At 33.1% G+C, this 21,337-nt stretch carries 25 protein-coding genes; 10 read left to right on the top strand and 15 right to left on the bottom strand.

Annotation, left to right across the window (positions count from 1 at the left end):
* Positions 1–42: 42 nt before the first annotated feature.
* A complete protein-coding gene (locus tag SFT90_07005) occupies positions 43–312 on the bottom strand; it encodes a type II toxin-antitoxin system YafQ family toxin (protein ID MDX1950227.1) in 270 nt (89 codons plus the stop codon).
* The gene (locus tag SFT90_07000) at positions 313–573 is read right to left on the bottom strand and encodes a type II toxin-antitoxin system RelB/DinJ family antitoxin (GenBank protein ID MDX1950226.1); all 261 of its coding nucleotides are present in this window, start codon (positions 571–573) and stop codon (positions 313–315) included.
* Positions 574–736: 163 nt separating this feature from the next.
* On the opposite strand from SFT90_07000, the gene SFT90_06995 reads away from it, so the two are divergent.
* Both SFT90_06995 and SFT90_06990 read left to right on the top strand, forming a co-directional pair.
* Positions 737–1,960, top strand: coding sequence for a saccharopine dehydrogenase family protein (locus SFT90_06995; protein ID MDX1950225.1), 1,224 nt, complete (start codon positions 737–739; stop codon positions 1,958–1,960).
* A gap of 2 nt (positions 1,961–1,962) precedes the next feature.
* Positions 1,963–2,253, top strand: a complete 291-nt coding sequence (locus tag SFT90_06990) for a hypothetical protein (GenBank protein ID MDX1950224.1) — start codon at positions 1,963–1,965, stop codon at positions 2,251–2,253.
* A 51-nt stretch (positions 2,254–2,304) separates the two neighbouring features.
* Here the strand turns inward: SFT90_06990 and SFT90_06985 are convergent, their stop codons facing one another.
* The 3 genes from SFT90_06985 to SFT90_06975 form a co-directional block, all read right to left on the bottom strand.
* The gene (locus SFT90_06985) at positions 2,305–3,459 is read right to left on the bottom strand and encodes a D-alanyl-D-alanine carboxypeptidase family protein (GenBank protein MDX1950223.1); all 1,155 of its coding nucleotides are present in this window, start codon (positions 3,457–3,459) and stop codon (positions 2,305–2,307) included.
* Between the two features lie 261 nt (positions 3,460–3,720).
* On the bottom strand, positions 3,721–4,728 hold the full coding sequence (locus SFT90_06980) for a septal ring lytic transglycosylase RlpA family protein (protein MDX1950222.1): 1,008 nt from the start codon (positions 4,726–4,728) through the stop codon (positions 3,721–3,723).
* Between the two features lie 26 nt (positions 4,729–4,754).
* Positions 4,755–5,762 (bottom strand): lytic murein transglycosylase, encoded by a 1,008-nt coding sequence (locus tag SFT90_06975; protein ID MDX1950221.1) that lies wholly within the window; start codon positions 5,760–5,762, stop codon positions 4,755–4,757.
* An 11-nt stretch (positions 5,763–5,773) separates the two neighbouring features.
* On the opposite strand from SFT90_06975, the gene SFT90_06970 reads away from it, so the two are divergent.
* Positions 5,774–7,078, top strand: coding sequence for a sn-glycerol-1-phosphate dehydrogenase (locus SFT90_06970; protein ID MDX1950220.1), 1,305 nt, complete (start codon positions 5,774–5,776; stop codon positions 7,076–7,078).
* A gap of 3 nt (positions 7,079–7,081) precedes the next feature.
* Here the strand turns inward: SFT90_06970 and rpmB are convergent, their stop codons facing one another.
* Positions 7,082–7,381, bottom strand: a complete 300-nt coding sequence (gene rpmB, locus SFT90_06965; protein MDX1950219.1) for a 50S ribosomal protein L28 — start codon at positions 7,379–7,381, stop codon at positions 7,082–7,084.
* A gap of 260 nt (positions 7,382–7,641) precedes the next feature.
* On the bottom strand, positions 7,642–8,025 hold the full coding sequence (locus SFT90_06960) for a hypothetical protein (GenBank protein MDX1950218.1): 384 nt from the start codon (positions 8,023–8,025) through the stop codon (positions 7,642–7,644).
* Positions 8,026–8,074: 49 nt separating this feature from the next.
* Between SFT90_06960 and dnaE the strand changes: the two genes are divergently transcribed.
* Both dnaE and SFT90_06950 read left to right on the top strand, forming a co-directional pair.
* Positions 8,075–11,644 carry a DNA polymerase III subunit alpha gene (dnaE, locus tag SFT90_06955; GenBank protein ID MDX1950217.1) on the top strand — a complete coding sequence of 1,190 codons (3,570 nt, stop codon included), beginning with the start codon at positions 8,075–8,077 and terminating at the stop codon, positions 11,642–11,644.
* Positions 11,644–12,189 carry a class I SAM-dependent methyltransferase gene (locus SFT90_06950; protein ID MDX1950216.1) on the top strand — a complete coding sequence of 182 codons (546 nt, stop codon included), beginning with the start codon at positions 11,644–11,646 and terminating at the stop codon, positions 12,187–12,189. Before dnaE ends, SFT90_06950 begins: the two co-directional genes overlap by 1 nt.
* On the opposite strand, the gene SFT90_06945 is transcribed toward SFT90_06950, so the two are convergent.
* Complete coding sequence (locus SFT90_06945) at positions 12,166–12,846, bottom strand: O-methyltransferase (protein ID MDX1950215.1); 681 nt, start codon at positions 12,844–12,846, stop codon at positions 12,166–12,168. The genes SFT90_06950 and SFT90_06945 overlap by 24 nt on opposite strands.
* 193 nt (positions 12,847–13,039) lie before the next feature.
* Here SFT90_06945 and SFT90_06940 point away from each other — a divergent pair, with 193 nt between their 5' ends.
* Genes SFT90_06940 through SFT90_06925 form a run of 4 tightly spaced genes read left to right on the top strand, consistent with a single transcriptional unit; the run spans position 13,040 to position 14,675 of the window.
* Entirely contained in the window at positions 13,040–13,825 is a 786-nt protein-coding gene (locus tag SFT90_06940; protein ID MDX1950214.1) for a hypothetical protein, read from the top strand.
* Between the two features lie 50 nt (positions 13,826–13,875).
* Entirely contained in the window at positions 13,876–14,121 is a 246-nt protein-coding gene (locus tag SFT90_06935; GenBank protein ID MDX1950213.1) for a type II toxin-antitoxin system ParD family antitoxin, read from the top strand.
* Complete coding sequence (locus SFT90_06930) at positions 14,114–14,419, top strand: type II toxin-antitoxin system RelE/ParE family toxin (protein ID MDX1950212.1); 306 nt, start codon at positions 14,114–14,116, stop codon at positions 14,417–14,419. Before SFT90_06935 ends, SFT90_06930 begins: the two co-directional genes overlap by 8 nt.
* A gap of 4 nt (positions 14,420–14,423) precedes the next feature.
* Complete coding sequence (locus tag SFT90_06925) at positions 14,424–14,675, top strand: SemiSWEET transporter (GenBank protein ID MDX1950211.1); 252 nt, start codon at positions 14,424–14,426, stop codon at positions 14,673–14,675.
* Here SFT90_06925 and SFT90_06920 read toward each other — a convergent pair.
* From SFT90_06920 to secF, 7 genes are all read right to left on the bottom strand, one after another.
* Positions 14,659–15,726, bottom strand: coding sequence for a heme biosynthesis HemY N-terminal domain-containing protein (locus SFT90_06920; GenBank protein MDX1950210.1), 1,068 nt, complete (start codon positions 15,724–15,726; stop codon positions 14,659–14,661). The genes SFT90_06925 and SFT90_06920 overlap by 17 nt on opposite strands.
* 11 nt (positions 15,727–15,737) lie before the next feature.
* On the bottom strand, positions 15,738–16,880 hold the full coding sequence (locus SFT90_06915) for a flagellar motor protein MotB (protein ID MDX1950209.1): 1,143 nt from the start codon (positions 16,878–16,880) through the stop codon (positions 15,738–15,740).
* Positions 16,881–17,007: 127 nt separating this feature from the next.
* On the bottom strand, positions 17,008–17,556 hold the full coding sequence (gene ddpX / locus SFT90_06910) for a D-alanyl-D-alanine dipeptidase (GenBank protein MDX1950208.1): 549 nt from the start codon (positions 17,554–17,556) through the stop codon (positions 17,008–17,010).
* Positions 17,557–17,642: 86 nt separating this feature from the next.
* On the bottom strand, positions 17,643–18,167 hold the full coding sequence (locus SFT90_06905; GenBank protein MDX1950207.1) for a DUF3035 domain-containing protein: 525 nt from the start codon (positions 18,165–18,167) through the stop codon (positions 17,643–17,645).
* Positions 18,154–18,627 carry a signal peptidase II gene (lspA, locus tag SFT90_06900; GenBank protein ID MDX1950206.1) on the bottom strand — a complete coding sequence of 158 codons (474 nt, stop codon included), beginning with the start codon at positions 18,625–18,627 and terminating at the stop codon, positions 18,154–18,156. The genes SFT90_06905 and lspA overlap by 14 nt, the downstream gene beginning before the upstream one ends.
* Entirely contained in the window at positions 18,617–19,540 is a 924-nt protein-coding gene (locus SFT90_06895; GenBank protein ID MDX1950205.1) for a bifunctional riboflavin kinase/FAD synthetase, read from the bottom strand. The genes lspA and SFT90_06895 overlap by 11 nt, the downstream gene beginning before the upstream one ends.
* Positions 19,540–20,442, bottom strand: a complete 903-nt coding sequence (gene secF, locus SFT90_06890; protein MDX1950204.1) for a protein translocase subunit SecF — start codon at positions 20,440–20,442, stop codon at positions 19,540–19,542. The genes SFT90_06895 and secF overlap by 1 nt, the downstream gene beginning before the upstream one ends.
* A gap of 277 nt (positions 20,443–20,719) precedes the next feature.
* On the opposite strand from secF, the gene ribB reads away from it, so the two are divergent.
* Positions 20,720–21,337: 3,4-dihydroxy-2-butanone-4-phosphate synthase (gene ribB / locus SFT90_06885; protein MDX1950203.1), on the top strand; the 618-nt coding region annotated here is incomplete at its 3' end.

The raw sequence follows: 21,337 nt of genomic DNA, 5'->3' as shown, positions 1-21,337 counted from the left end.
TTATACAACAAATTATTAGATTATTCTAACTTTTTAGTTTCTTTATTCAAAAAGATCAGCATGCGTGCCTGAAGCAGAAATAATCAAATCATTTACCTCTATTTTATATATCAAAAGCCAATCTGGCTCTATGTGTAACTCCCAATAGCCCTCCCAATTTCCTGTAAGTTTATGATTACGATACTTCATATGAAGGGGCTTTTTATATTGCAGAATATCTATAATTTCCTTAAGTTTTGATAAATCCTTTCCTCGCTTTTTTATTCTCTTAAAGTCTTTTTTGAAACTATTTTTATAAACTAAATTTAACATTTATGCCTCTAATTGCTTAAACATTTCTTCAACATTATTAACCCTAATTAATCCCTTACCTACTTCAATTTCTTCTATAGTTTTTCTGAGTCTTTTATTCGGCACTTTGCCCTCAAATGGCAGGCCGTTATGATTATTCACCTGCGCTATAAACATATTGACTGCCTCAGAGATTGAAAGCCCTACTTTAGCTAGGATTTTCTCTGCTTTATTTTTTGCTTTTGGTTCAACCCTTACATTTATTACTGCTGTTTTTGCCATAAAATTAACCCTTGTTAGTTTTTTAATATTGTATGACAAATGTCATACAAAAGCAAGCATTAAAATAGCTCAAATTTCTTATTGAAAAACCCCCGCATAGTTATATATGTGAATTTCTAGGTTAACCCTAGGCTTTTTAACTCAAATAGTTCGAGGTAATAAATTGACTAAACTACTTATAATCGGTGCGGGTGCTGCGGGAAGCGTTGTTGCTAAAAAAGCAGCTTTGAATGGTGATGTTTTTTCACAAATTCATTTGGCTAGTAGAACGCTTAGCAAATGTGAAAAAGTGCAGAAGGAAGCGGCCTTAATTAAAGGCTCTCGAGCGATTGAAATCTCGCAGGTGGATGCTGATGATTCTAAGCAAGTAGTTGCCCTTATAAATAAAGTTAAGCCTGATATTCTGGTGAATATGGCACTGCCTTATCAAGATTTACCAATAATGGATGCTTGTTTGGAAACAGGCGTTACCTATGTTGATACTGCAAATTATGAGCCTAAAGATGTTGCGAAATTTGAATATAGCTGGCAGTGGGCTTATCAAGAAAGATACAAAAATAAAAATTTACTTGCTGTTCTTGGTTGCGGTTTTGATCCCGGTGTAACGAATATTTTCTGTGCGTATGCTCAGAAACATTTATTTGATGAGATTCACTACATTGATATAATTGACTGCAATGCTGGTGATCACGGCAAGGCGTTTGCAACTAATTTCAATCCTGAAATAAATCTGCGTGAAGTTACGCAAGATGGAAAATATTGGGAAAACGGCAAGTGGGTTGATATTAAAGCACTTTCAATTTCAAAAATGATTAATTATCCTGAAGTTGGCGATAAAAAATCTTATCTAATTTATCATGAGGAGTTGGAGTCTCTAGTTAAGAATATCAAGGGCTTGAAGCGTATTCGCTTCTGGATGACTTTCTCTGATAATTACATCAAGCACCTTGATGTTCTGCAAAATATCGGAATGACACGCATTGACCCAGTAAAACATAATGGCGTTGAAATTATTCCTATTGAATTTTTGAAAACTCTATTGCCTGAGCCATCTTCACTCGCTGAAAATTATAGCGGAAAAACTTCTATCGGGTGTGTTATTCAAGGTGTTAAAAATGGCGAAACTAAGAAATATATTATTTATAATGTTTGTGATCACGCAATGTGCAATCAAGAAGTGAAAGCACAAGCAGTTTCTTACACAACGGGCGTTCCAGCATTAACTGGTGCGATTATGCTCGCAAAAGGCTTATGGAAAGGCAATGGCGTTATGAATGTTGAGGAGTTTGATCCAGATCCATTTTTGGCCGAGCTTGCAAAACAAGGTTTACCTTGGAAAGTTGAAGAATTAGCAGTTACAGATAAAGTCGAAACTTTGGCGGCTTGATTATGGACTTTAAGTTTAGTGTACCTTTAGTTTTTTTATCAAAAATTTTCTCCGTTGAAGAAATTTCTACAGCGGGTGGTGGGAAAGATATTGAAAAGTTAAAGGAAATGGGCGCAATAGAAACGAATAAAGATTATACTTTTCAAGCAGAAGAAAATTTATTTCTCAATCAAGGAAAATTTAGAAAATATAAAACTTCTTTTCTAAAATTTTTTAAGCGAAGGGTTTATATCGCTTATCTTAATAATGGTAAGCCAAATCAAAAGTGGTATTTGTGTGAAAAATTAAAGTAAATCTTACTTGTCATCCCTGCGGAAGCGGGGATTCAAAAATCAAAATTAACCCTACAAAATCTTACCTAGAAAATAAGATAATTTTTCAGAGATTTTTTCAAAAAAGCTTGCTTCTTCAATATCACTAGAGGCAAATAAAGGCCACTCCTTCACCTTTGAGCCATCAGCATATAGAACTAAATTTCCTATTTTATCGCCTTTGGTAATTGGTGCGGTTAAAGGCTGTTTATATTGAGCCTCTAATTTATAATTAGTGCGGAATTTCTCAGATTTTTTAAGCAGAATATCAACTGGAACATTGCTTGAAAGTGGCAATTCCTTTACTTTTCCGCCCCAAACTTTTGCTGTATCAATAACTTCATCTTGATTATATAATCTTAGATTTTGAAATTGATTAAAGCCATACCATAATAATTTTTCGGCTGAAGTAATTCTGTCCCTCATTGTTTTAAGGCCGTTTACAACCGCAATAACTCTTCTACCTTTTTGAATCGCTGAGGAAATAATTCCATAGCCAGCACTAGCAGTATGCCCTGTTTTTAAGCCATCAGCACCTAAATTCGGCCTATAAAGCAGAACATTTCTATTCATCTGCTTTATTTTATTATATGTGAATTCAGTTTCACTATAATAATGATAATATTCTGGAAAATTTGTAATTAAAGATCTTGCTAAAATAGCCAAATCTTTAACGCTTGCAAAATGCTCTGGGTGAGGCAAACCATTAGAGTTTTTGAAATTAGAATTCTTCATTCCTAGTTTTTGAGCGTATAAATTCATTTCCTCAGCAAATGCTTCTTCACTTCCGCTTAAACCCTCAGCAACACAAGTTGTAGCATCATTACCAGATTGAATAATTATACCACGCAATAAATCTTCTAAGCGAACATTTGAACCTTGCTCAATAAACATTCTTGATCCTTCCATACTTCTTGCATTTGCTGAAACTGCGAAGGTGTCATCTAAAGAAATTCTACCCTTTTTAATATAATCAAACACTATGTAAGAGGTTAAAACTTTTGTCATTGAAGATGGGCCAATTTTTACATCAGCATTTTTTTGATATAGAATATCACCCGTTTGGAAATCCATTAAAACTGCGTAAGGAGCATCAGATTGAAAATTTACTTGCGAATAAGCTGAATTAGAAACTAATAAAAGATAAAAAAACGCAAGGAAAAATAAAGATTTTATAGAATTTCTCATATTATTAAAGAACTAGGATTATAAAATTAGGCATTAATAAAGTAGATATATAGGAATTATCTCATCTTTACTCTTAGTGTCACCCCGCATTTATTGCGGGGTTAACCAAAAAACATGCTCAACCTTAGGTTTTGAGAAGATTTCAACCTTTAACCCCGCAATAAATGCGGGGTGACAATTTTTGGTTAAGTGACTATTATCTTATATTATTTATCAACGCTGAAAATCTTTATAATAAAGCATTTTGCAGATGCAAAAGATTTATTTAGTTAAAAAAGCTTCCTTATATCCTGAGTTTTGTAAAGATTTAAGAGCTTCATTAGCGGTTGCTAGATTTTCAAAGCCAGTAACTCTCACCCTATAAAACATAACACCATTTACTTGAGCTTCTTGAATCTCAGCATTTTTATAATCGCTTAATTTTGAAAGCAATTCTTCAGCTTTTTTCTTGCTTGAAAAAGCCCCAAGCTGAATTGCACGCCACTTAATTGATTCAGTTTTTTTATTATTAAAATCATAAGTTACTTCTTTTTCAGGATTTTTTTGCTTTAGAGCTTCAGCATATCTAATCGATTTTGGCTTGTTTTTTTCTTCAACTACTTCCGCTGGAACCCATTTTTTATTACCTTCTTGGTTTGAAGATGATTCTACTTGGGCTTGGGAAGCTGCTTTTTTCACTTCTGATTTCTCCTCTGCCTCTTTCTGGCTTGAAGATGACTTTGTTGATTTTTGCGAAGATGACGCCGTATCTACTTGGCTTTTGAGTTGGTTTGAGATCAGCTCTCGATCTTCTAGGCTGATCGAAACCGAGTCCAAGGCTTTAAGGCTTTCTTCTCGGTTAAATTCAACCATAACTTTTGCACTACCTTGAGCGTAAAAACCAAGCTCTTTTGCAGCAGCCTCTGAAACATCAATAACTCTACCCTTTACAAAAGGCCCTCTATCATTAACTCTAACATTTACCTTTTTGCCATTTTCAATATTTGTTACCGTAACTATTGAAGGAAGTGGCAAAGTTTTGTGAGCTGCCGTTAAAAAGTTTTTGTTAAATAACTCACCATTTGCAGTTAAGCGATTATGAAATGAGCCACCATACCAAGAAGCTCTACCAACTTCTTGAAAATCTGGCTTTGGAATTGCCGGAATATATTTTACACCCTCAACTGAATAAGGTTTGCCAATTTTGAATTCTGGCTTTGGTTTTGGTGTGCAAGCATTTATAAGGTTTGCAATCAAAACCAATATAACTAAAGAGCAAATTTTATTCATTCTAAACCTCATTAAGTAGTTTGAAATTATCTTTTGGCTGACATACTCAACTCATCAGCAATCATACCAACGCTTGTTGCGAAGTAGGTTGATCTATTCCAATCCATAATATTTTTGAAATTTTTATATACAAGATAAACTTCACTTCCATTTCCATTTTCACCATCAACATCTATTAGTGATGCATTATAATCAGGGTGAGGAAGGCTTTTCTTATCAATATTTTTAACGCCCAATTTTAGCCACTCAGAAATTTTTTTAGTTTTATCTCTGCCCATTAAATTTTTATTGAAATTTTTTGGAATAGAAACTCTATTTCCCCAGCCAACATTTCCTTCCCAGCCGAGAGAACTTAAATAATTTGCTGCCGATGCGAAAATATCTGCTTTAGTGTGCCAAATATCTTTTCTACCATCTTGGTTGAAATCATAAGCATGTCTTGCAAAAGTGGTTGGCATAAATTGACATTGCCCCATTGCACCCGCCCAAGAGCCCTTGAAATTATCTTTATCTATGTGGCCATCTTGTAAAATTTTGAGAGAATATAATAACTCATTTTTGAAGAAATCCCTTCTTCTACCCTCATAAGCTAAACTAGCGAGAGATCTTGGAATGTAAAAATCCCCAGTATAACCGCCAAAATTTGTTTCAATACCCCAAAGCGCTACGATAAATTCTTTTTGAACACCGAATTTCTTTTCAACTTGAGAAAGTAAATTATAGTTCTCTTTTAGTTTTTGCTTGCCCTCACTAATTCTTTGCTTTGTAACCGCCCTTTCTTTGTAATTTGCGAATCTAAAATCGCCCCTTCTTTCTGGCTGTTTAGTATCAAGTTCAACTACTTTTTTGTTGAGCGTAATATTTTCAAATGCATCATCAAATGTTGCAGATGAGATACCATTTTTACTAGCTTCCCGCTTAAAACCATCTAGCCATTTGGAAAATCCTTCCTCAGTAACTTCTTCCTGCTTATATAAAGAGCAAGATGAAATAATTATTGAAATCGCTAAAATTTTAGAAATATTTTTTATCATAATTTTTTGCTGTGCCTATTATAGAAAATTTAATAACTGGAAAATTATCAATTCCAGAAGAATTAAATGCAAAACCTATCACAACACGTAAAATTGAAATTTCTAGTGGTGCGATAAAACATCTACCGAATTTTTTAGAAAATTATTTCTCTAATAAAAAAGATATAAAAATCGCAATCGTTAGTGATGATAGAACCCACCTTGTTGCAGGTGCAGCTTTGGAATCTATGCTTGCAAGTAATAAGCAATTTCAAGTTTATTCAGTAATTATCCCAGATAATATTAATGCAAGCATTGAAAATGTTGACTTGGTAAGTGCTTACTCCGCAAATTGTGATTTGCTAATAGCGGTTGGCTCTGGCACGATAAACGATTTATGCAAATATTCCTCCTATAAAATGGGGAAGGATTATATTGTTGTTCCAACTGCACCTTCGGTTAATGGCTATACTTCTTCAACGGCATCTATTGAAGTTGAGGGGCTTAAAAAGTCTTTAGAGGCCCACCTACCAATTGCCATTTTTATGGATATTGATATTTTAGTGCTTGCCCCTGAAAGGCTTATAATCTCTGGCTTTGGGGATAGCTTGGCAACTTACACTGCAAGGGCAGATTGGCTACTTTCAAATTTTGTTTTCGGCACGAAATATAATGAATTTATTTATGATATTCTTAAAGATGAATTTTCTAATTTATTAAAAGTTTCTAATAAAATTCTCGCACGAGATTTTGAGGCGATGAAAACCCTCTCTCGTGTTCTAATTCTCTCAGGTTTTGGAATGCATTTAGCAGGCTCATCAGCACCTGCAAGCGGGGCGGAGCATCTTATTTCCCACTATATTGAAATGATGTATAAAGAGGAGATCCCGCACACTTACCACGGCGAACAAATTGCAGTAACCACTATTGCGGTCGCAAAATTGCAAGAGAAAATTCTGCAATTAGATGAATTGCAAATCAACCCAATTATTCATACGCAACGGCCAATTCTTAAAAATTTTGGTGAGGAAATTGGTGCAAAATTAATTTCAGAAATTAAAAATAAGGAAATTGGCGATGCAAAATGTGAAGAAATTAATCGCAGATTAAAATCTGAGTGGAAAAATCTTAGAGAGAAAATTTTATCTCATTATATATCAGCCGATGATATTGAAGATAAATTAAAACATATAAAAGGGCCTTTCACATATAAGCATCTTGGCTGGAATAATGAGCAATTTCAGAATGCATTTTATAATTCAGTATTCCTCAGAAACCGCTTCACATTTTTAGATTTAGCAATGGGCTTAATTGGAAAATTTGATATGAAAATATGAAAACTAGCTGGCTTTTGCAGCTTTTTCTTGAGTTTTCTTAATTCTCTTTCTTAAGATTTTAGCTTCATCAGAAAGGTTTTTAGATGCAGCATTTAATAGATAAGCATCAATACCGCCGTTTTTCTCAATGGTTCTAATCGTGCTTGCAGCAACAGAAAGCCTAATTGAGCTATTTAGCGTATCGCTAAAGAAAGATAAAGTTTGCAAATTAACATTAAAAGTTCTTTTAGTTTTAATGTTAGAGTGAGAAACTTTATGACCAACAGAAAGTTTCTTATTTGTAATTTTGCATCTTGCAGGCATTTTCTTTACCAAATATTCGTTAATTAAGGGTTTTATTACTGCTTTTTTGCAGTTAGTCAATAGGTTTTTAAGGTTAAAAACCTACTCTAATTATAAAACATAGATTTTAGCTCCTTAAACGCCAATTGTCACCCCGCACTTGTTGCGGGGTTAATGGGTAAAAGTGTTCCTAGACCTAAGTTTTGAGCGTGTTTTATATTTAACCCCGCAACAAGTGCGGGGTGACAATTTTCTGTAAAGCTATATTTAGTGAACACTCCTTAAAAATCCCTATTCTTATTATAAGCGTCTGTTTCCCTTTGTCTTTTGAGTTCCTCTTGGTGCTTTTTTTCTGCTTCGGCTTCTGATTTACTAAGGAAAACTTTACCAACGCCAATATCGCCTAAATCACCCAGAAAATCCAAATTATTTAATGCAAGATTTTTGAGATTATATTCTTTGTTGAGATGCTCTTCAATCACTTTGCTTTCCTCATTAACATCGGCAAGAATTGCCTCCAAATGATTTTTTGCCCCCTTTTCAGAAGGGTTATATTTTATGTGCAATTCTTCCTGCAGTGGAGAATGTTTTTCTTGCCAATCTGATATTTCAGATTTTACTTCTGGTTTAGATTTAATGGCGTTTTTTAATTTTTCTTCACTCACAAAAACAAGTTTTATTTACAATATACCAACATTCAGGTAATATTTCAAAATGAATTATCCGAAATTTATACATCTTAGATTACACAGCTCTTATTCCCTCTCTGAGGGGGCAATTAAAGTTGAAGAAATCGGCAAATTATGTGCCAAAAATAATATGCCGGCTGTTGCAATTACTGATTCAGGAAATCTATTTGGATTGCTTGAAACCGCGATCTATTCTGCAAAATCTGGCGTGCAGTTAATCGCAGGGGTTGAGGCAAATTTCACTTATCAGAGAGAGGAAATTCCTCACAAAAACCTATCGCAAAGCCCTTATAATAAAATCCTTCTGCTCGCTAAAAATGAGGCTGGATACCTAAATTTACTTAAACTTGTGAGTGATAGTTTTTTGAAAAGCTCAGATAAAGAAAACCCAGTTATTACACTTGCAGAGCTTCAAGAAAATCACAATGGAATTATCTGTTTAACTGGTGGTTTTAATGGCGTTTTAGATAGAAATATTAGAGATGGCCAAAAAGAAAAAGCTGAAGAAATTTTGGATAATTTACATCAAATTTTCGGCTCAAGATTATATATTGAATTAAATCGTTTGGGGCAGGAAAAGCAAGAAATGGTTGAGGAAGAATTACTCCGCTTGGCATTGCTAAAAAATATCCCGATAGTTGCCACAAATAATGTGATGTTTGCAACCCCTGAAATGTATGAAGCACAGGATATTTTAATGTGTATCGCACAGGGCAACAAGGTGAATGATGCGAATCGCAGAAGATATTATGAATCGCAATATTTCAAATCGCAGGAAGAAATGGCGGAGGTTTTTTCTGATCTGCCAGAAGCTTTGGAAAACTCAGTTAAAATAGCAATTTCTTGTAGTTTCTCACCGAAAGAAGTTGCACCAATGTTGCCTAAATTCCCAACTCTTGGTGGGCGTTCTGATGAAGAAGAGCTCCGCGATGTCGCCTTCAAAGGCCTATGCAAAAGGCTGAATTTAAGTGAGGAAGAAGGAAAAAATTTAATCAATAACAATCAACCATCAACAATCAACCATCAACTAAAAGAATATTTTGATCGCTTAGAATTTGAAATTTCGGTTATTTGTAAAATGGAATTTCCGGGATATTTTTTGATAGTTTCTGATTTTATAAGATGGGCGAAGCATAATAATATTCCAGTTGGCCCCGGTAGAGGCTCTGGTGCTGGTTCTGTGGTTGCTTACGCTCTTGAAATTACTAATCTTGATCCGCTTCGTTTTGGGCTACTTTTTGAGAGGTTTCTAAACCCTGAAAGGGTATCAATGCCTGATTTTGATATAGATTTCTGCCAAGAAAGGCGTGGAGAAGTTATTGATTATGTTCAGCAAAAATACGGCACTGATAAAGTTGCACAAATCATCACCTTCGGAAAACTCCAAGCTAGAGCGGTTTTGCGAGATGTAGGCAGGGTGCTTGATATTCCATATTCAGTTACGGATAGAATTTGTAAAATGGTTCCTTTCAACCCTGTTGAGCCAGTTACCCTTGAAAAAGCCGTTGAGATGGATCCCGATTTACAGCGGGAGAGGAAATCTGATCCAACAATCGCACATTTAATTGATATAGGACTCAAGCTAGAGGGTATGCACCGCCACGCCTCAACGCACGCAGCAGGCGTTGTGATAGGTGCGAAGCCACTTGTAGAGATTGCCCCACTTTATTCTGATGGACAATCTTCAATGCCAGTAACCCAATATTCAATGAAATATTGCGAAGCAGCAGGGCTTGTAAAGTTTGATTTTCTTGGGTTAAAAACTCTCACTCTCATTTCAAAAACTATTGAAATGATAAAGCAAAATGAAAATGTTGAGATTGATATTGATGCAATCCCGCTTGATGATAAAAAAACTTATGAAATGCTTGCAGAAGGCAAAGGTGTTGGCGTGTTCCAGATGGAATCCGCAGGTATGCGAGATTCAATGCGAAAAATGAAGATTGACTCCATTGAAGATATAATCGCGTTAATCTCGCTTTATCGCCCAGGGCCGATGGAAAATATTCCCAAATATATTGCGTGCAAACTTGGCAAAGAAAAGCCGGATTATATGCACCCAATCCTTGAAAACTGCCTAAAAGAAACTTACGGCGTAATTATTTATCAAGAGCAAGTTATGCAAATTGCCCAAATTATGGGCGGTTATACGCTTGGTGGTGCGGATTTACTCCGTCGTGCGATGGGTAAAAAAATCAAATCTGAGATGGACGCCCAATGTGAAAAATTCGTTACAGGTGCAGTTGCAAATAAAATTGATAAGAAAAAAGCCGAAGAAATTTTTGAATTAGTTGCGAAATTCGCAGGCTATGGTTTTAATAAATCTCACGCTGCTGCATATGCTGTAATTGGCTATCAAACGGCTTATCTAAAAGCACATTACCCAGCGGAATTCCTCGCTTGCTCAATGAATCAAATGTTCACAGATACTGATAAATTGCTTCTTTTTCGTGAGGAAGCTCGCAAATTAAATCTTGAAGTTCTACCCCCAAATATTAATAAATCCTCCGCATATTTTATCGTAGAAAAAACTCCAAATGGCAAAAAAGCAATCCGCTATGCGTTAGGTGCATTAAAGAATGTAGGGGTTGATGCTATGATTGAACTAGTTAAAAATCGTGAAGATTTGCCTGCCAAGAAATTCAAATCAATTACTGAATTTGTAAATAATGTTAGTGCAAATGTTGTGAATAAAAGGCAAATCGAATCTCTTGCAATGTGCGGTGCATTTGATGAAATACACGAAAATAGAAAACAAATTTTTGAAGAAGCACAAATAATTTGCAAATTTAACCAAGCAATTATTGAAGAAAGAAACGCTCCTCAAGTAAGCCTTTTTGGCGGCTTTGATAATAACTCAGAATCTATCAGAGAGATAAAATTCAGCAAAATTTCTGATTGGAATGATAAAGAAAAAACCCAAAAAGAGTTTGAGGCAATCGGCTTTTTCCTTGAAAATCACCCTGTAAAATCATATCTCAAAATTCTACCTAAAGAAGTTTTCACACTGGTTGAAGCCCTTGAGGATAAAGTTCCAATTTCATCAGCCCCGCAAATTAATGAAGAAACTGGCAAAAGAATTTATCAAGCTGGTATTAGAATGAATTTAATTGGCGTTGCAAGCCGTGTTGTGCATCGCTCTCGTGCTGGAAAAAGATTCACTTATTTCAACCTTTCTGATCCAACTGGAATGACTGAAATAAACATCTTTGAAGAAAACCTTATCAATAAAGCCCGCGATTTGCTTGAATCTTCTGAGGCTCTCGTTGTGAATGTTGATGCAAGGCGTGATGAAGGCGGTTTTAGAATTATCGCAAATGATATTGCAACCGCACAAGATTATTTTTCTAAGCAGGAAATGGTAGCTGAGATTGAAATTTCAGCAGAACAGCTTAACAATTTAGATTTCAAAACATTAAAAAATAATAGCGAAAATGACAATGATTTTGATAGAATTTCATTAATTCTAAATGTCAAAACTGAAAATGGAATAATGGTTAAAATCAAGCTGCCGCAAGGTGTTCACCTGAATCGAAAATTCCTCGCCGCAAATGATAATCTAGAAATCCGAACACATAATATTTATAAGAAATAATGCAATTTGATATTTCAAAATTCACCTCTCGTGGTGAAATTGTAAAATTAATTAAACCAAATGGAATAGGCTTAGAGCTTGGTGTTGCAAAAGGTAAATTTTCTGAAAAACTACTAGAAAAATCTTCACTTAAAAAATTATATAGCATTGATGCTTACGCTGGCGATAGAGGCCACGATGAAAATGAATTTTTAGAAGCACAATCTCGGTTAAAAAAATTTGGCAAAAGAAGTGAAATTATTAGAGCAAAATTTTCTGATGCTGTTAAAAATTTCCCTGATGAATATTTTGATTTTATCTATATTGATGGCTACGCCCATACAGGCCAAGATGAAGGCAGAACCCTATATGAATGGTTTCCAAAATTAAAAATCGGGGGAATATTTTCAGGTGATGATTATAGCCCAAAATGGCAGAAAAATGTTGAAATCATTGATGAATTTGCGAACAAATTTAATCTAAAACTACATATTATTAAAGATTGGAATTCTCATCATTCTTGGCTGGTTACAAAGAACAAATCACTTTTTTATCGCAATGCTTAAGCCATCATCTGTTGGCAGAATTACTGATTCAAATTTTTCTTTATCAGCAAAATTTTTGTTGAATTCTAGCATTGCATTTAAGATTTTTGGGTTCTGCTTTTTTGCTTCTTCTGCATCAAAAACTGCATTAAATAAAAATGTGTTATCTGCAATTATAAGTCCTCCACTCCTTACATTTTGATAAGCCCACTCTAAATATTCAGGGTAGCCCTGTTTTTCTGCATCAATAAAAACCATATCAATTGGTTTAGAATAAAAATCTTCTAGCAAGTTTTTTTCAGCTAAATTTTTATGTGCATCACCAATAATTATTGAAATTTTATTTTGTAAATTTGCATTTTTGATATTTTGCTTGGCAATTTCTGCAACCTTCTCATCAATTTCAAAAGTAAAAATTTTGCCTTTATCACTAATTACTTCAGCCATTGATATTGCAGAATAACCAGCCAGAGTTCCAAACTCAACAATGCGTTCAATTTTATTTAATTTAATTAAAAATTTAAGAATTTTTGCCTCATTAAAATTTAGATTTATAGAGCGTAAATTATTATCAAATATACTCTGTTTAACCGCCTGCAAGGCTTGAGATTCCTCATTTTTATAGAGGTTATAAATATAGTTATTTCTATCTAAATTATGGGTATTCCTTAGCGACATAATGGTTTTTCTTGCTTTTTTAATGATTTTATCATATAATTCAATTGTTTAATTATACTAATTAATTTAGTGTTTTTGCTTTTTATTTACGCTAGGCATTCTAGGTGAACAAAATTTTAGCCTAGTTAAATCTATGTGAATTTTGTGAATCCGCAGAATAACGAAGCGTAAGTAAAAATGAAAAATACTAAAAATGGCTTTTGAAACTTCACAGATAAATCCTTATGCAAATAATGGGGGCATTAGAAGCATAAGTGGTTTTAATAATGCAAGCCAAGCTAGCAATAAGCCCTCTTTGCTGGAGCAAATTACCAGCGAAGAAAATGATGATAAAAAATCTGAAGAGAAAAAGAAAGCCAGTAAATCGGAGAGAAAAGATTCCGTTTCACTATCTGAAAACGCTTTAGAAAGAATTCTTAATTCTCAAATTGAAGAAAAAAACTCCTCAAATCAGCAAGATTTTTCAAGGGTTACAGCTAATATTGAAAAGCTTACGGATTTATCCATAGAATTTCGCGGTAGAAATGAATTAGCAAAAACGAGAAATATTCCTGAAAACGAAATTGCAATCCAAGAAAATATTAGAAATCAAATCTCGCAAATAATTGGCGAAGAAGAAATTTCTGATGAAGAAATTATCGCAATCGCTGATGAAACTATAAAGCAATTTTCTTTTGAAGCCCCTGCCCTTTTGGAAAACCTATCCAATAATAACATTACAGGAAGCCAATTTGCAAGGCTTGATAGAATAAATACGGCACTCAACAAAGCTAATGGCTTTGGAATTGATGCGATAAATAATCAAGATGTTTTAGAAATAAAACAAGTTTTTACAAATAGTTTAGATGAAATTGGCGATAGAAAATTGAGCGAAGAAGAAGTTTCAATTCTTACGCAAATTCAAAAAGAAATTTCAGATATTGAAGATTATAAATTCAATATCAGAGATTCAATTGGCCCAAATGGCGTGGTGGTTTAGAATTGATATAATATTCTAAATATGATATTAAATTTCAAAAAAGTTATATTATGAACTTGGATTTATCAAACGAAATTGAGAATAATATCTTTAATAAAATTGAAAGTGGCTTATATAAGTCAGCGAATGAAATAATCACTAAAGCTTTAGTGCTTTTAGATAGGCAAGAAGCCCAAAAACTTCAAATAGATAATTTAATTAATGAAGCAGAAGAATCTTTTTCTAAAGGAAATTTTCTTACTTCCTCTCAATTCAAATCTAAAATTAGTCAATTAACAAATAGTCTTAATGAGTAAGAAAATTGACTACACAATTTCAGATAAAGCAGATGAAGAAATAGAATCAATTTATCTTAGAATTGCTGAATTTAATAGGCAATCAGCAAATAATTTAGTAGAAAAATTTGTGTATATATTTGAAACCCTTACGATTTTTCCCTTCTTAGGTCGCTCTAAACCTGAATTTACTAATAAAGATTGCTTATGGATTAATATTGAAGGATACTGGGTTGCATACAAATATAAAAAGAATAACATAGAAATTCTAAGAGTTCTAAGCTCATATATGGATATTCCAAATAGATTTAATAATTAAAAAAATGACAGAAATTATAGGAATGATTGCTGGGGTTTTAACTACAATGAGTTTTATTCCGCAAGTTATTAAAGTGTTAAAAACCAATGATACTAAATCAATTTCCTTGATGATGTATTCTATTTTTTCAACTGGCGTTGCTTTGTGGCTTGCTTACGGCATTTTGATTGAAAGCCCCTCAATTATAATTTCAAACTCAATTACGCTGCCATTAACGATAATAATTCTTTTCAAAAAAATCAAGAATCAAGATTAGCAGTTATATAATTTCTTCCATCTGGATTAATCTTTTTAAGTTTCTCAACTGCCTTTTGTTTGAGTGTATAATTTTTAGTTTCATTCTTTTCAATAATCAGCGATAAATAAGCTTTCGCAAGACTTTCAGAGGGTTTATTTAACCATAATTTTTCAATTTTAGATTTGGCGATATTAGTTTTTTGATTCATCAAACTAATTTCTGCAAGCATTAAAATTGCATCTTCATTTTCTGAATTATAGGAAATAGATTTTAATAAATTTCTAAAGCAAATTTCAATATTTTCATCGCTTAAAAATCTATTTTCCTTAACCTCTTTTGCCATTTCAAAATAGATATTCGAAAGCTCATTATCCGCAGAAAAATTATTATTTTTATCAGAAAAGAAAAAATATTTTCTTTTATATTTCTTCAAAAATTCTTCAGCTTTTTGCCAATTTCCAGCTTTTTTATATAAAGCAAGCAGGCTTTGTGCGCCGTTTTTAATATTTGGTTTTAGCTTGTAAGCATCCTCCGCATATTCAATTGCCCTATTAATATCACCTTTAATAAAACTAGAATTTAGTAAGCCTTGCGTTGCGAAAAATCTTGTTGAATCCTGCTCTAAAAGTTTTTGATAATTCTTTTCTGCTAAAAGCAAATTGCCATCATTTTGAGCAATAGAAGTTTCTAAAATATCTCTGATTATTGCTATATTTTTATTAGTTTTATGATTGATTTGCAATTTACTGGAATATTTTTTTGCCGTTTCATTATCACCGCTAAGTAAGGCAGAAACGCTATATTGCAAATTTTCTAAATTTTTATTTAGTATGTTTTTTTCTAATCTTTTTGAAAAGAATGATGGAAAACCCAAAATAAACTTAAATAGATTATAAATTAAATAGAGAATTAAAAATAATAAGAAAAAACTTAATGCAATGAAGAAAACTGAGGTTTCAATTTTATATCCAAGCCATAAAACATCAACTTTTCCATCAAATAAGGCAAACCAATTTGCAAGCAAAATGATTACTAAAACCGCAATAATTGTTGTTAAAATTTTTGACACTGAGTAAAAATTTATTGTGCCGGAAGTTTTGGCATATTCTTAAATTCTTCTGATTTTTTGAGTAAGTCAATAACTTCTTTATTCGGCTTTAATGTATTATCTTCAGGTTTTTTAACTTTTTCTTCTTCAGTTTTGTTGAAGATATTTTTCTGTAAATCCATAAAGATAGAATCAGGAACTGATTTTTTATGCCCCGGCGTATCACTTTTCTTAAGTAAAATTATATCCATTCTATTATTTATTTGGGATTCCGGCCTTCTTCTATCAAATGGGATATTATCAGCCCTGCCTTCAACCCTTGAAACCTGCTCAGGTTGCAAGCCATTTTTTTCAAGATAATTTCTGGTAGCGTTTGCTCTATCGGAAGAAAGCTCCCATTTAGTATAATTTGCATCAACGCCAGATAAAGGTTGTGAGCTTGTATGCCCAACAAAGGCAATATTATTTGGAACATTTTTAATAATTTTAGAAAGCTCAGTTAGTGCAATTTTGAGGTTATCCCTCATTTCCGCACTATTATCCTTGAACATTGAATTGCCATTTATGTCTTTAATTTCAATCAGTAAGCCTTCTGGTGTTCTTTTAATTTCAACTGCACCATTTTCAATCCTTCTATTTTGAATCATATCTTGAATAGTTGCATTGATTGCTTTTTGATGTTCATCAAATTCTTCATCGCTTGAGGATTTTTGATTATCTTCATTGGTCATTGTGCTTGGTGGGCTTGATTCACTGCCCTGCCCTTTTTTATCTGTAGAAACTTGATTTACGATAATTTGAATTTGTTCGCTATCAACTTCATCAGTGTTTTCCTCAAGTTTTTTTGTAACTTTTGTTATTGGGCCTGACGGAACACCACCAAAAACCACACCTTTATTAGTATTTTTATCAGCACCGATACCATCTGATAAAGCTGATTTACCGCCACGAAAACCGATACCCATTTCATCTTTAACACCAACCGTTGGTGCAAAATAATCCGCTAAACCCGCCAAATTTTCAGCTTCAGTTGCATTAAGAAGCCACATAAGTAAGAAGAAAGCCATCATAGCCGTTACAAAATCCGCGTAAGCAACTTTCCAAGCACCGCCGTGATGCCCACCGCCTTCAATCTTATAAACTTTCTTGATAATATTTCCGTTGTTCTTGGCCATAATTTATTTTTAGGAAATAGGGGTTAGGAATTGGTAGTTAAACATAGGATTATAAATCTTATTTACTATTCTCTATTCCCTATTTCCTAAATCCTAATTACCAAATCCCTTTCTATCAACAAATAACTCACATCATATCAGTTTTTGCGTCTTTATCCCAGATGAGTGGATATTTTTTTGCATCAAATAATTGAAAATGCCACCATTCATTTTTATAAAAATCCCAACCAGATGCACTCATTATTCCAAGTAAAATCATACGATTTTTTATTGCCTCTGTCGAAATATTTTCATTTTCAGTTAAGTATGAAAGGGGGGTGAAAGCATCAAATGCAGTTCCCATATCAAGTTCATTATTATTTTTGTCAAGCAGGGTCAAATCAACTGCAACGCCCCTTGAATGGGCTGAGCCCCTTTCTGGGTGTGCTAAAAAATTTGGATCTGGTGTGTGATTCCACAAAATATATTGTGCCTCTGCAGGGCGGAATGCATCAAAAATTTTTATCTTAAATCCAAGTTTTTCTGCAAATTTTTGGGCTAATTTTAGCTTCTCAAAAGCCTCAGAATGCAAATAACATTTAGGCTTTTTATAAACAATTTCTCTAGTAAAATTATCTTTAGATGCGTATTTCAAATCAATCAAAAACCCATCTTTTTCTGTGATTTCTGTGAGCATAAAATAGTTGATAGTTGATGGTTGACGGTTGATGGTTTTGTTCTGTTATAGGAAGTAAGTTAAAACTCTAAAAAACTATCAACCAATTAGCCAGCCTTGCTTTTTGCGATTAATTTTCTGATGCGAGCATTTTCTTTTTGGCCGTCAATAACCTCAGATTTAACTCTATTATATCCAAATGGATCAACTAAAGATTCTAAGAAGCTCCCCGGTTCAGTGCCTAATATTGATGATCTATTTTTATAATCTTCCTCAACTAATTCTCTAATATTTCTTTTTGCTTTTAGTGCTTTAGATTTCTTCAAAATTTTTATCTCAAGCGGTGAGAAATTATTTTCATTTTCTGAAATTTCTGATTCACCGAATAAAGCAACCAGGCTTTCCTCTGCGTTATATTTTTCAAATTTTTTCTTTTTAGCTGATTGTGGTTCTGGCAAATCAAAAGATATATCTTCAGGGATAATTAATTTTGATTTTGGCTCAACCATAAATTCATCTGGGGCATCTTGTTTAACACCCAGATTTTTTCGGATAATCGCCCTTGAGCAAGAGGTTTCAAGCATTAAAACCAAAAGCAAAAAAGGAATAAAAATTTTATTATTTAGTTTCATTTTTATTCTCAAAAAAAAGTGAATAAATAATTAGCACACAAGCACCAATAAATATGCAAGAATCCGCAATATTAAAAGCTGGCCAGTGATAATTTTTGTAATGAAAATCAAAAAAATCTGCCACCGCACCAAAACGCAATCTATCAATAATATTACCAACTGCACCGCCGATAATTGTTGCAAAACCTGTCATTTCAAAATTAGTTTTTGCTTTGCTTAAAAAATAGCATAGCAGTAAAATTATTATTGAGGAAGTAGTAAGAAAGAAATAATTACTTTTTGCAAATTCTTGAAATAAACCGAAGCTAATTCCTTTATTCCAAACCATAACATTATTATAAAAACTTGTTATGATAACCAGTTTTTTCTCAGGCATATTATAGATTTCAAGCATATAATATTTATGAGCTTGATCCAAAAAAATGCAAAATAACGCGATTATTATTCCTCTAATTAGCATTAAATTTTTTGTAAAAATTTTTAACATCTTCTGAAATTTGCGTTTTTAATTCATCTATTGAATTAAACTTAATTTCGTTCCTTACAAATTCTAGTAACTCAAGTTTGATTTTTTTGCCATAAATATCTTCTGAAAAATTTGGAATATGAATTTCTATCAAAGGCTTTGTTAAATCAAAACTTGGTCGAACGCCAATATTTGTGAGTGCTTTATAAGATTTTCCCTCTATAAATAAATTACAAAAATATACGCCGAATTTTGGAATTATAAAATCATCAAAATCTAAATTAGCCGTTGGAAAGCCTAGTTTTCTGCCTTCACCCCTGCCTTTTATTACTTCACCCGAAATAATATAATTCCGCCCCAACATCTTGAAAACTGCTTGCAGATTACCCTTTTCAATCTCAGTCCTTATATTTCTTGAGGAAAATTTGTTATTATTTTCATCATTTTTAAGAGAAATACTAAAATATTCAAACCCCGATTTTTTTGAGAAATCCGTGAGTAAATTTTTATTTCCAACTCTATTTTTACCGAAAATAAAATCCTCACCTGTTACCACAATATTTGAATTTAATTTTTTAACTAAAATTTCTTCAATAAAATCTTCTGCAGAAATACTTGCGAATTCTTGATTAAATTCAGCATTAATAAGAAAATCTAAGCTATAATTTTCTAAAATTTCTGCTTTAAGATTTTTATTTGTGATGCGATAATTTTTCAAATTTTTTGAGAAAAAAGAAATTGGGTGTGGCTCAAAAGTTAGAATTCCAAGTTTGAATTTTTTTTCATCTGCAATTTTTTTGGCAAAATTTATAAGCTCTTGATGCCCCTTGTGAATACCATCAAAATTGCCGATTATAATGATTTTCTGGTAATTATAATCAAAATTTTCTAATGAAAAAATTTTCATTAATCACCTTGTCTTTTTAATTTTAGCAGAAGTAAAATTGGTGCGCTAACATAAATTGAGGAATATGTTCCAACCAAAACTCCAAAGAAAATTGCAAAACTGAAGCTGAATAAAGCGTCCCCACCCAATAAAATCAATGCAAGCAGAGCCACTAAAACCGTTGAAACGGTTAAAATTGTTCTTGATAAAGTTTCATTCAAACTATTATTAATAATCTCAGAAAGCTCTAATTTCCTATATTTTCTAAGGTTTTCCCTAATTCTATCGTAGATAACTACGGAATCATTGATTGAGTAACCAACTACGGTGAGTATTGCTGCAACTGAAGCTAAATTGAACTCCAACCCCAAGAAAGAATAAGCACCCAAAACCATTATTGCATCATGAATTAAAGCGATTATTGCACCAAAACCATATTGCCATTCAAACCTAAACCAAACATAAATTGAAATGCCAATGAATGATAGAATTATCGCAATCGCACCATCTCTAACCAGCTCTTTGCCTACTTGTGGGCCAACATAATCAACTTTTCTAAACTCAGTTTTATCACCCAAATTTTCTAGAATTTTCACCTTGAGAGTTTCAACTAATTTAATTCTTTGTTTATCAGAATTAGTTTTATCGCCAATTCTAAACATTATATCGTTTGAGCCTACAATTTCTTGAATATTTATCTCACTAATTGGTAGTTTTTTTGATTCTTTTTCAAAAATTTTTCTAACTTCACCGATTGAAATTTCCTTTTCAGGGCGAACTTCAAACACAATACCGCCGCTAAAATCCACGCCAAAATTAAACCCTTTCGTGAATGCTAAAAAAAGAGAAGCAATCACCAAACTCAAGGAAATAAAAGCCACAATTGGGCTATATTTTATAAAATTAAAATTATATTTTTTCATATTTTTTAGTATTTTTTTTGCAAGATATTTTGGCACTTATAACCAAAGTTATATTGAGAATAAATAGTCTTATTTTTCTTTTATTGTCACCCCGCACTTTTTGCGGGGTTAAACAAGCTAAGATTACAAAACTTGAGTTTTATAAACACTCTCAACAATTAACCCCGCAACAAGTGCGGGGTGACAATTTGCGACTAAGTGTTAAATTCTAATTATCTTGCACAATTTAAGTAATTTCCTATATATCTATAAATCAAATTTTCAAAGCAATAAATTTATGCTTACTTCAATAGAGCAAATTCTTGACGATGCCAAGAAGGGCAAAATGTTTATTTTGGTTGATGATGAAGACAGGGAAAATGAAGGCGATATTGTTATCCCCGCTCAGTTTGCCAATGCTGAGGTGATAAATTTTATGGCGAAGCACGCTAGAGGCCTGATTTGCCTATCGCTTGATAAAAAACGCGTTGCAGAGCTTGATTTACCTTTGATGGCACAAAGCAATAAATCTCGCCATCATACAGCTTTTACAATTTCTATTGAAGCCAGAGAGGGCGTTACAACTGGCATTTCCGCATCTGATAGGGCAAAAACCATTGAAGTTGCGATTGATAAATCCAAAACCAAATATGATATAGTTTCACCAGGGCATATTTTCCCGCTAGTTGCTCGTGAAGGTGGCGTTTTAGTTAGAGCTGGACACACGGAAGCGGCGGTTGATATTTCTCGTCTTGCAGGCCTCAATCCTAGTGGCGTTATCTGTGAAATTATGAAAGATGATGGCACGATGGCAAGGCTGCCAGATTTAATTGAATTTGCAAAAATTCATAATCTAAATATCGCAACTATTGCTGATTTAATTGAGTATCGCAGGAAAAAAGAAAAGCTCGTTGAA

The sequence above is a fragment of the Rickettsiales bacterium genome, assembly GCA_033762595.1.
Taxonomy (GTDB): domain Bacteria; phylum Pseudomonadota; class Alphaproteobacteria; order Rickettsiales; family UBA8987; genus JANPLD01.
The sequence above is the reverse complement of the archived record's forward strand: the minus strand, read 5'-3'. Positions and strand labels throughout refer to the sequence as shown.

Excerpts from the sequence above, each read along its gene's own strand:
- SFT90_06980 (MDX1950222.1), bottom strand. The coding sequence starts at position 4,728 with ATGAATAAAATTTGCTCTTTAGTTATATTGGTTTTGATTGCAAACCTT.
- SFT90_06945 (MDX1950215.1), bottom strand. The coding sequence starts at position 12,846 with ATGTCGCTAAGGAATACCCATAATTTAGATAGAAATAACTATATTTAT.
- SFT90_06940 (MDX1950214.1), top strand. The coding sequence starts at position 13,040 with ATGGCTTTTGAAACTTCACAGATAAATCCTTATGCAAATAATGGGGGC.
- SFT90_06895 (MDX1950205.1), bottom strand. The coding sequence starts at position 19,540 with ATGAAAATTTTTTCATTAGAAAATTTTGATTATAATTACCAGAAAATC.
- SFT90_06950 (MDX1950216.1), top strand. The coding sequence starts at position 11,644 with ATGCAATTTGATATTTCAAAATTCACCTCTCGTGGTGAAATTGTAAAA.
- SFT90_06990 (MDX1950224.1), top strand. The coding sequence starts at position 1,963 with ATGGACTTTAAGTTTAGTGTACCTTTAGTTTTTTTATCAAAAATTTTC.
- secF (MDX1950204.1), bottom strand. The coding sequence starts at position 20,442 with ATGAAAAAATATAATTTTAATTTTATAAAATATAGCCCAATTGTGGCT.
- SFT90_06915 (MDX1950209.1), bottom strand. The coding sequence starts at position 16,880 with ATGGCCAAGAACAACGGAAATATTATCAAGAAAGTTTATAAGATTGAA.
- SFT90_06935 (MDX1950213.1), top strand. The coding sequence starts at position 13,876 with ATGAACTTGGATTTATCAAACGAAATTGAGAATAATATCTTTAATAAA.
- ddpX (MDX1950208.1), bottom strand. The coding sequence starts at position 17,556 with ATGCTCACAGAAATCACAGAAAAAGATGGGTTTTTGATTGATTTGAAA.
- lspA (MDX1950206.1), bottom strand. The coding sequence starts at position 18,627 with ATGCTAATTAGAGGAATAATAATCGCGTTATTTTGCATTTTTTTGGAT.
- SFT90_06905 (MDX1950207.1), bottom strand. The coding sequence starts at position 18,167 with ATGAAACTAAATAATAAAATTTTTATTCCTTTTTTGCTTTTGGTTTTA.
- SFT90_06985 (MDX1950223.1), bottom strand. The coding sequence starts at position 3,459 with ATGAGAAATTCTATAAAATCTTTATTTTTCCTTGCGTTTTTTTATCTT.
- SFT90_07005 (MDX1950227.1), bottom strand. The coding sequence starts at position 312 with ATGTTAAATTTAGTTTATAAAAATAGTTTCAAAAAAGACTTTAAGAGA.
- SFT90_06930 (MDX1950212.1), top strand. The coding sequence starts at position 14,114 with ATGAGTAAGAAAATTGACTACACAATTTCAGATAAAGCAGATGAAGAA.
- SFT90_06925 (MDX1950211.1), top strand. The coding sequence starts at position 14,424 with ATGACAGAAATTATAGGAATGATTGCTGGGGTTTTAACTACAATGAGT.
- dnaE (MDX1950217.1), top strand. The coding sequence starts at position 8,075 with ATGAATTATCCGAAATTTATACATCTTAGATTACACAGCTCTTATTCC.
- SFT90_06975 (MDX1950221.1), bottom strand. The coding sequence starts at position 5,762 with ATGATAAAAAATATTTCTAAAATTTTAGCGATTTCAATAATTATTTCA.
- SFT90_07000 (MDX1950226.1), bottom strand. The coding sequence starts at position 573 with ATGGCAAAAACAGCAGTAATAAATGTAAGGGTTGAACCAAAAGCAAAA.
- rpmB (MDX1950219.1), bottom strand. The coding sequence starts at position 7,381 with ATGCCTGCAAGATGCAAAATTACAAATAAGAAACTTTCTGTTGGTCAT.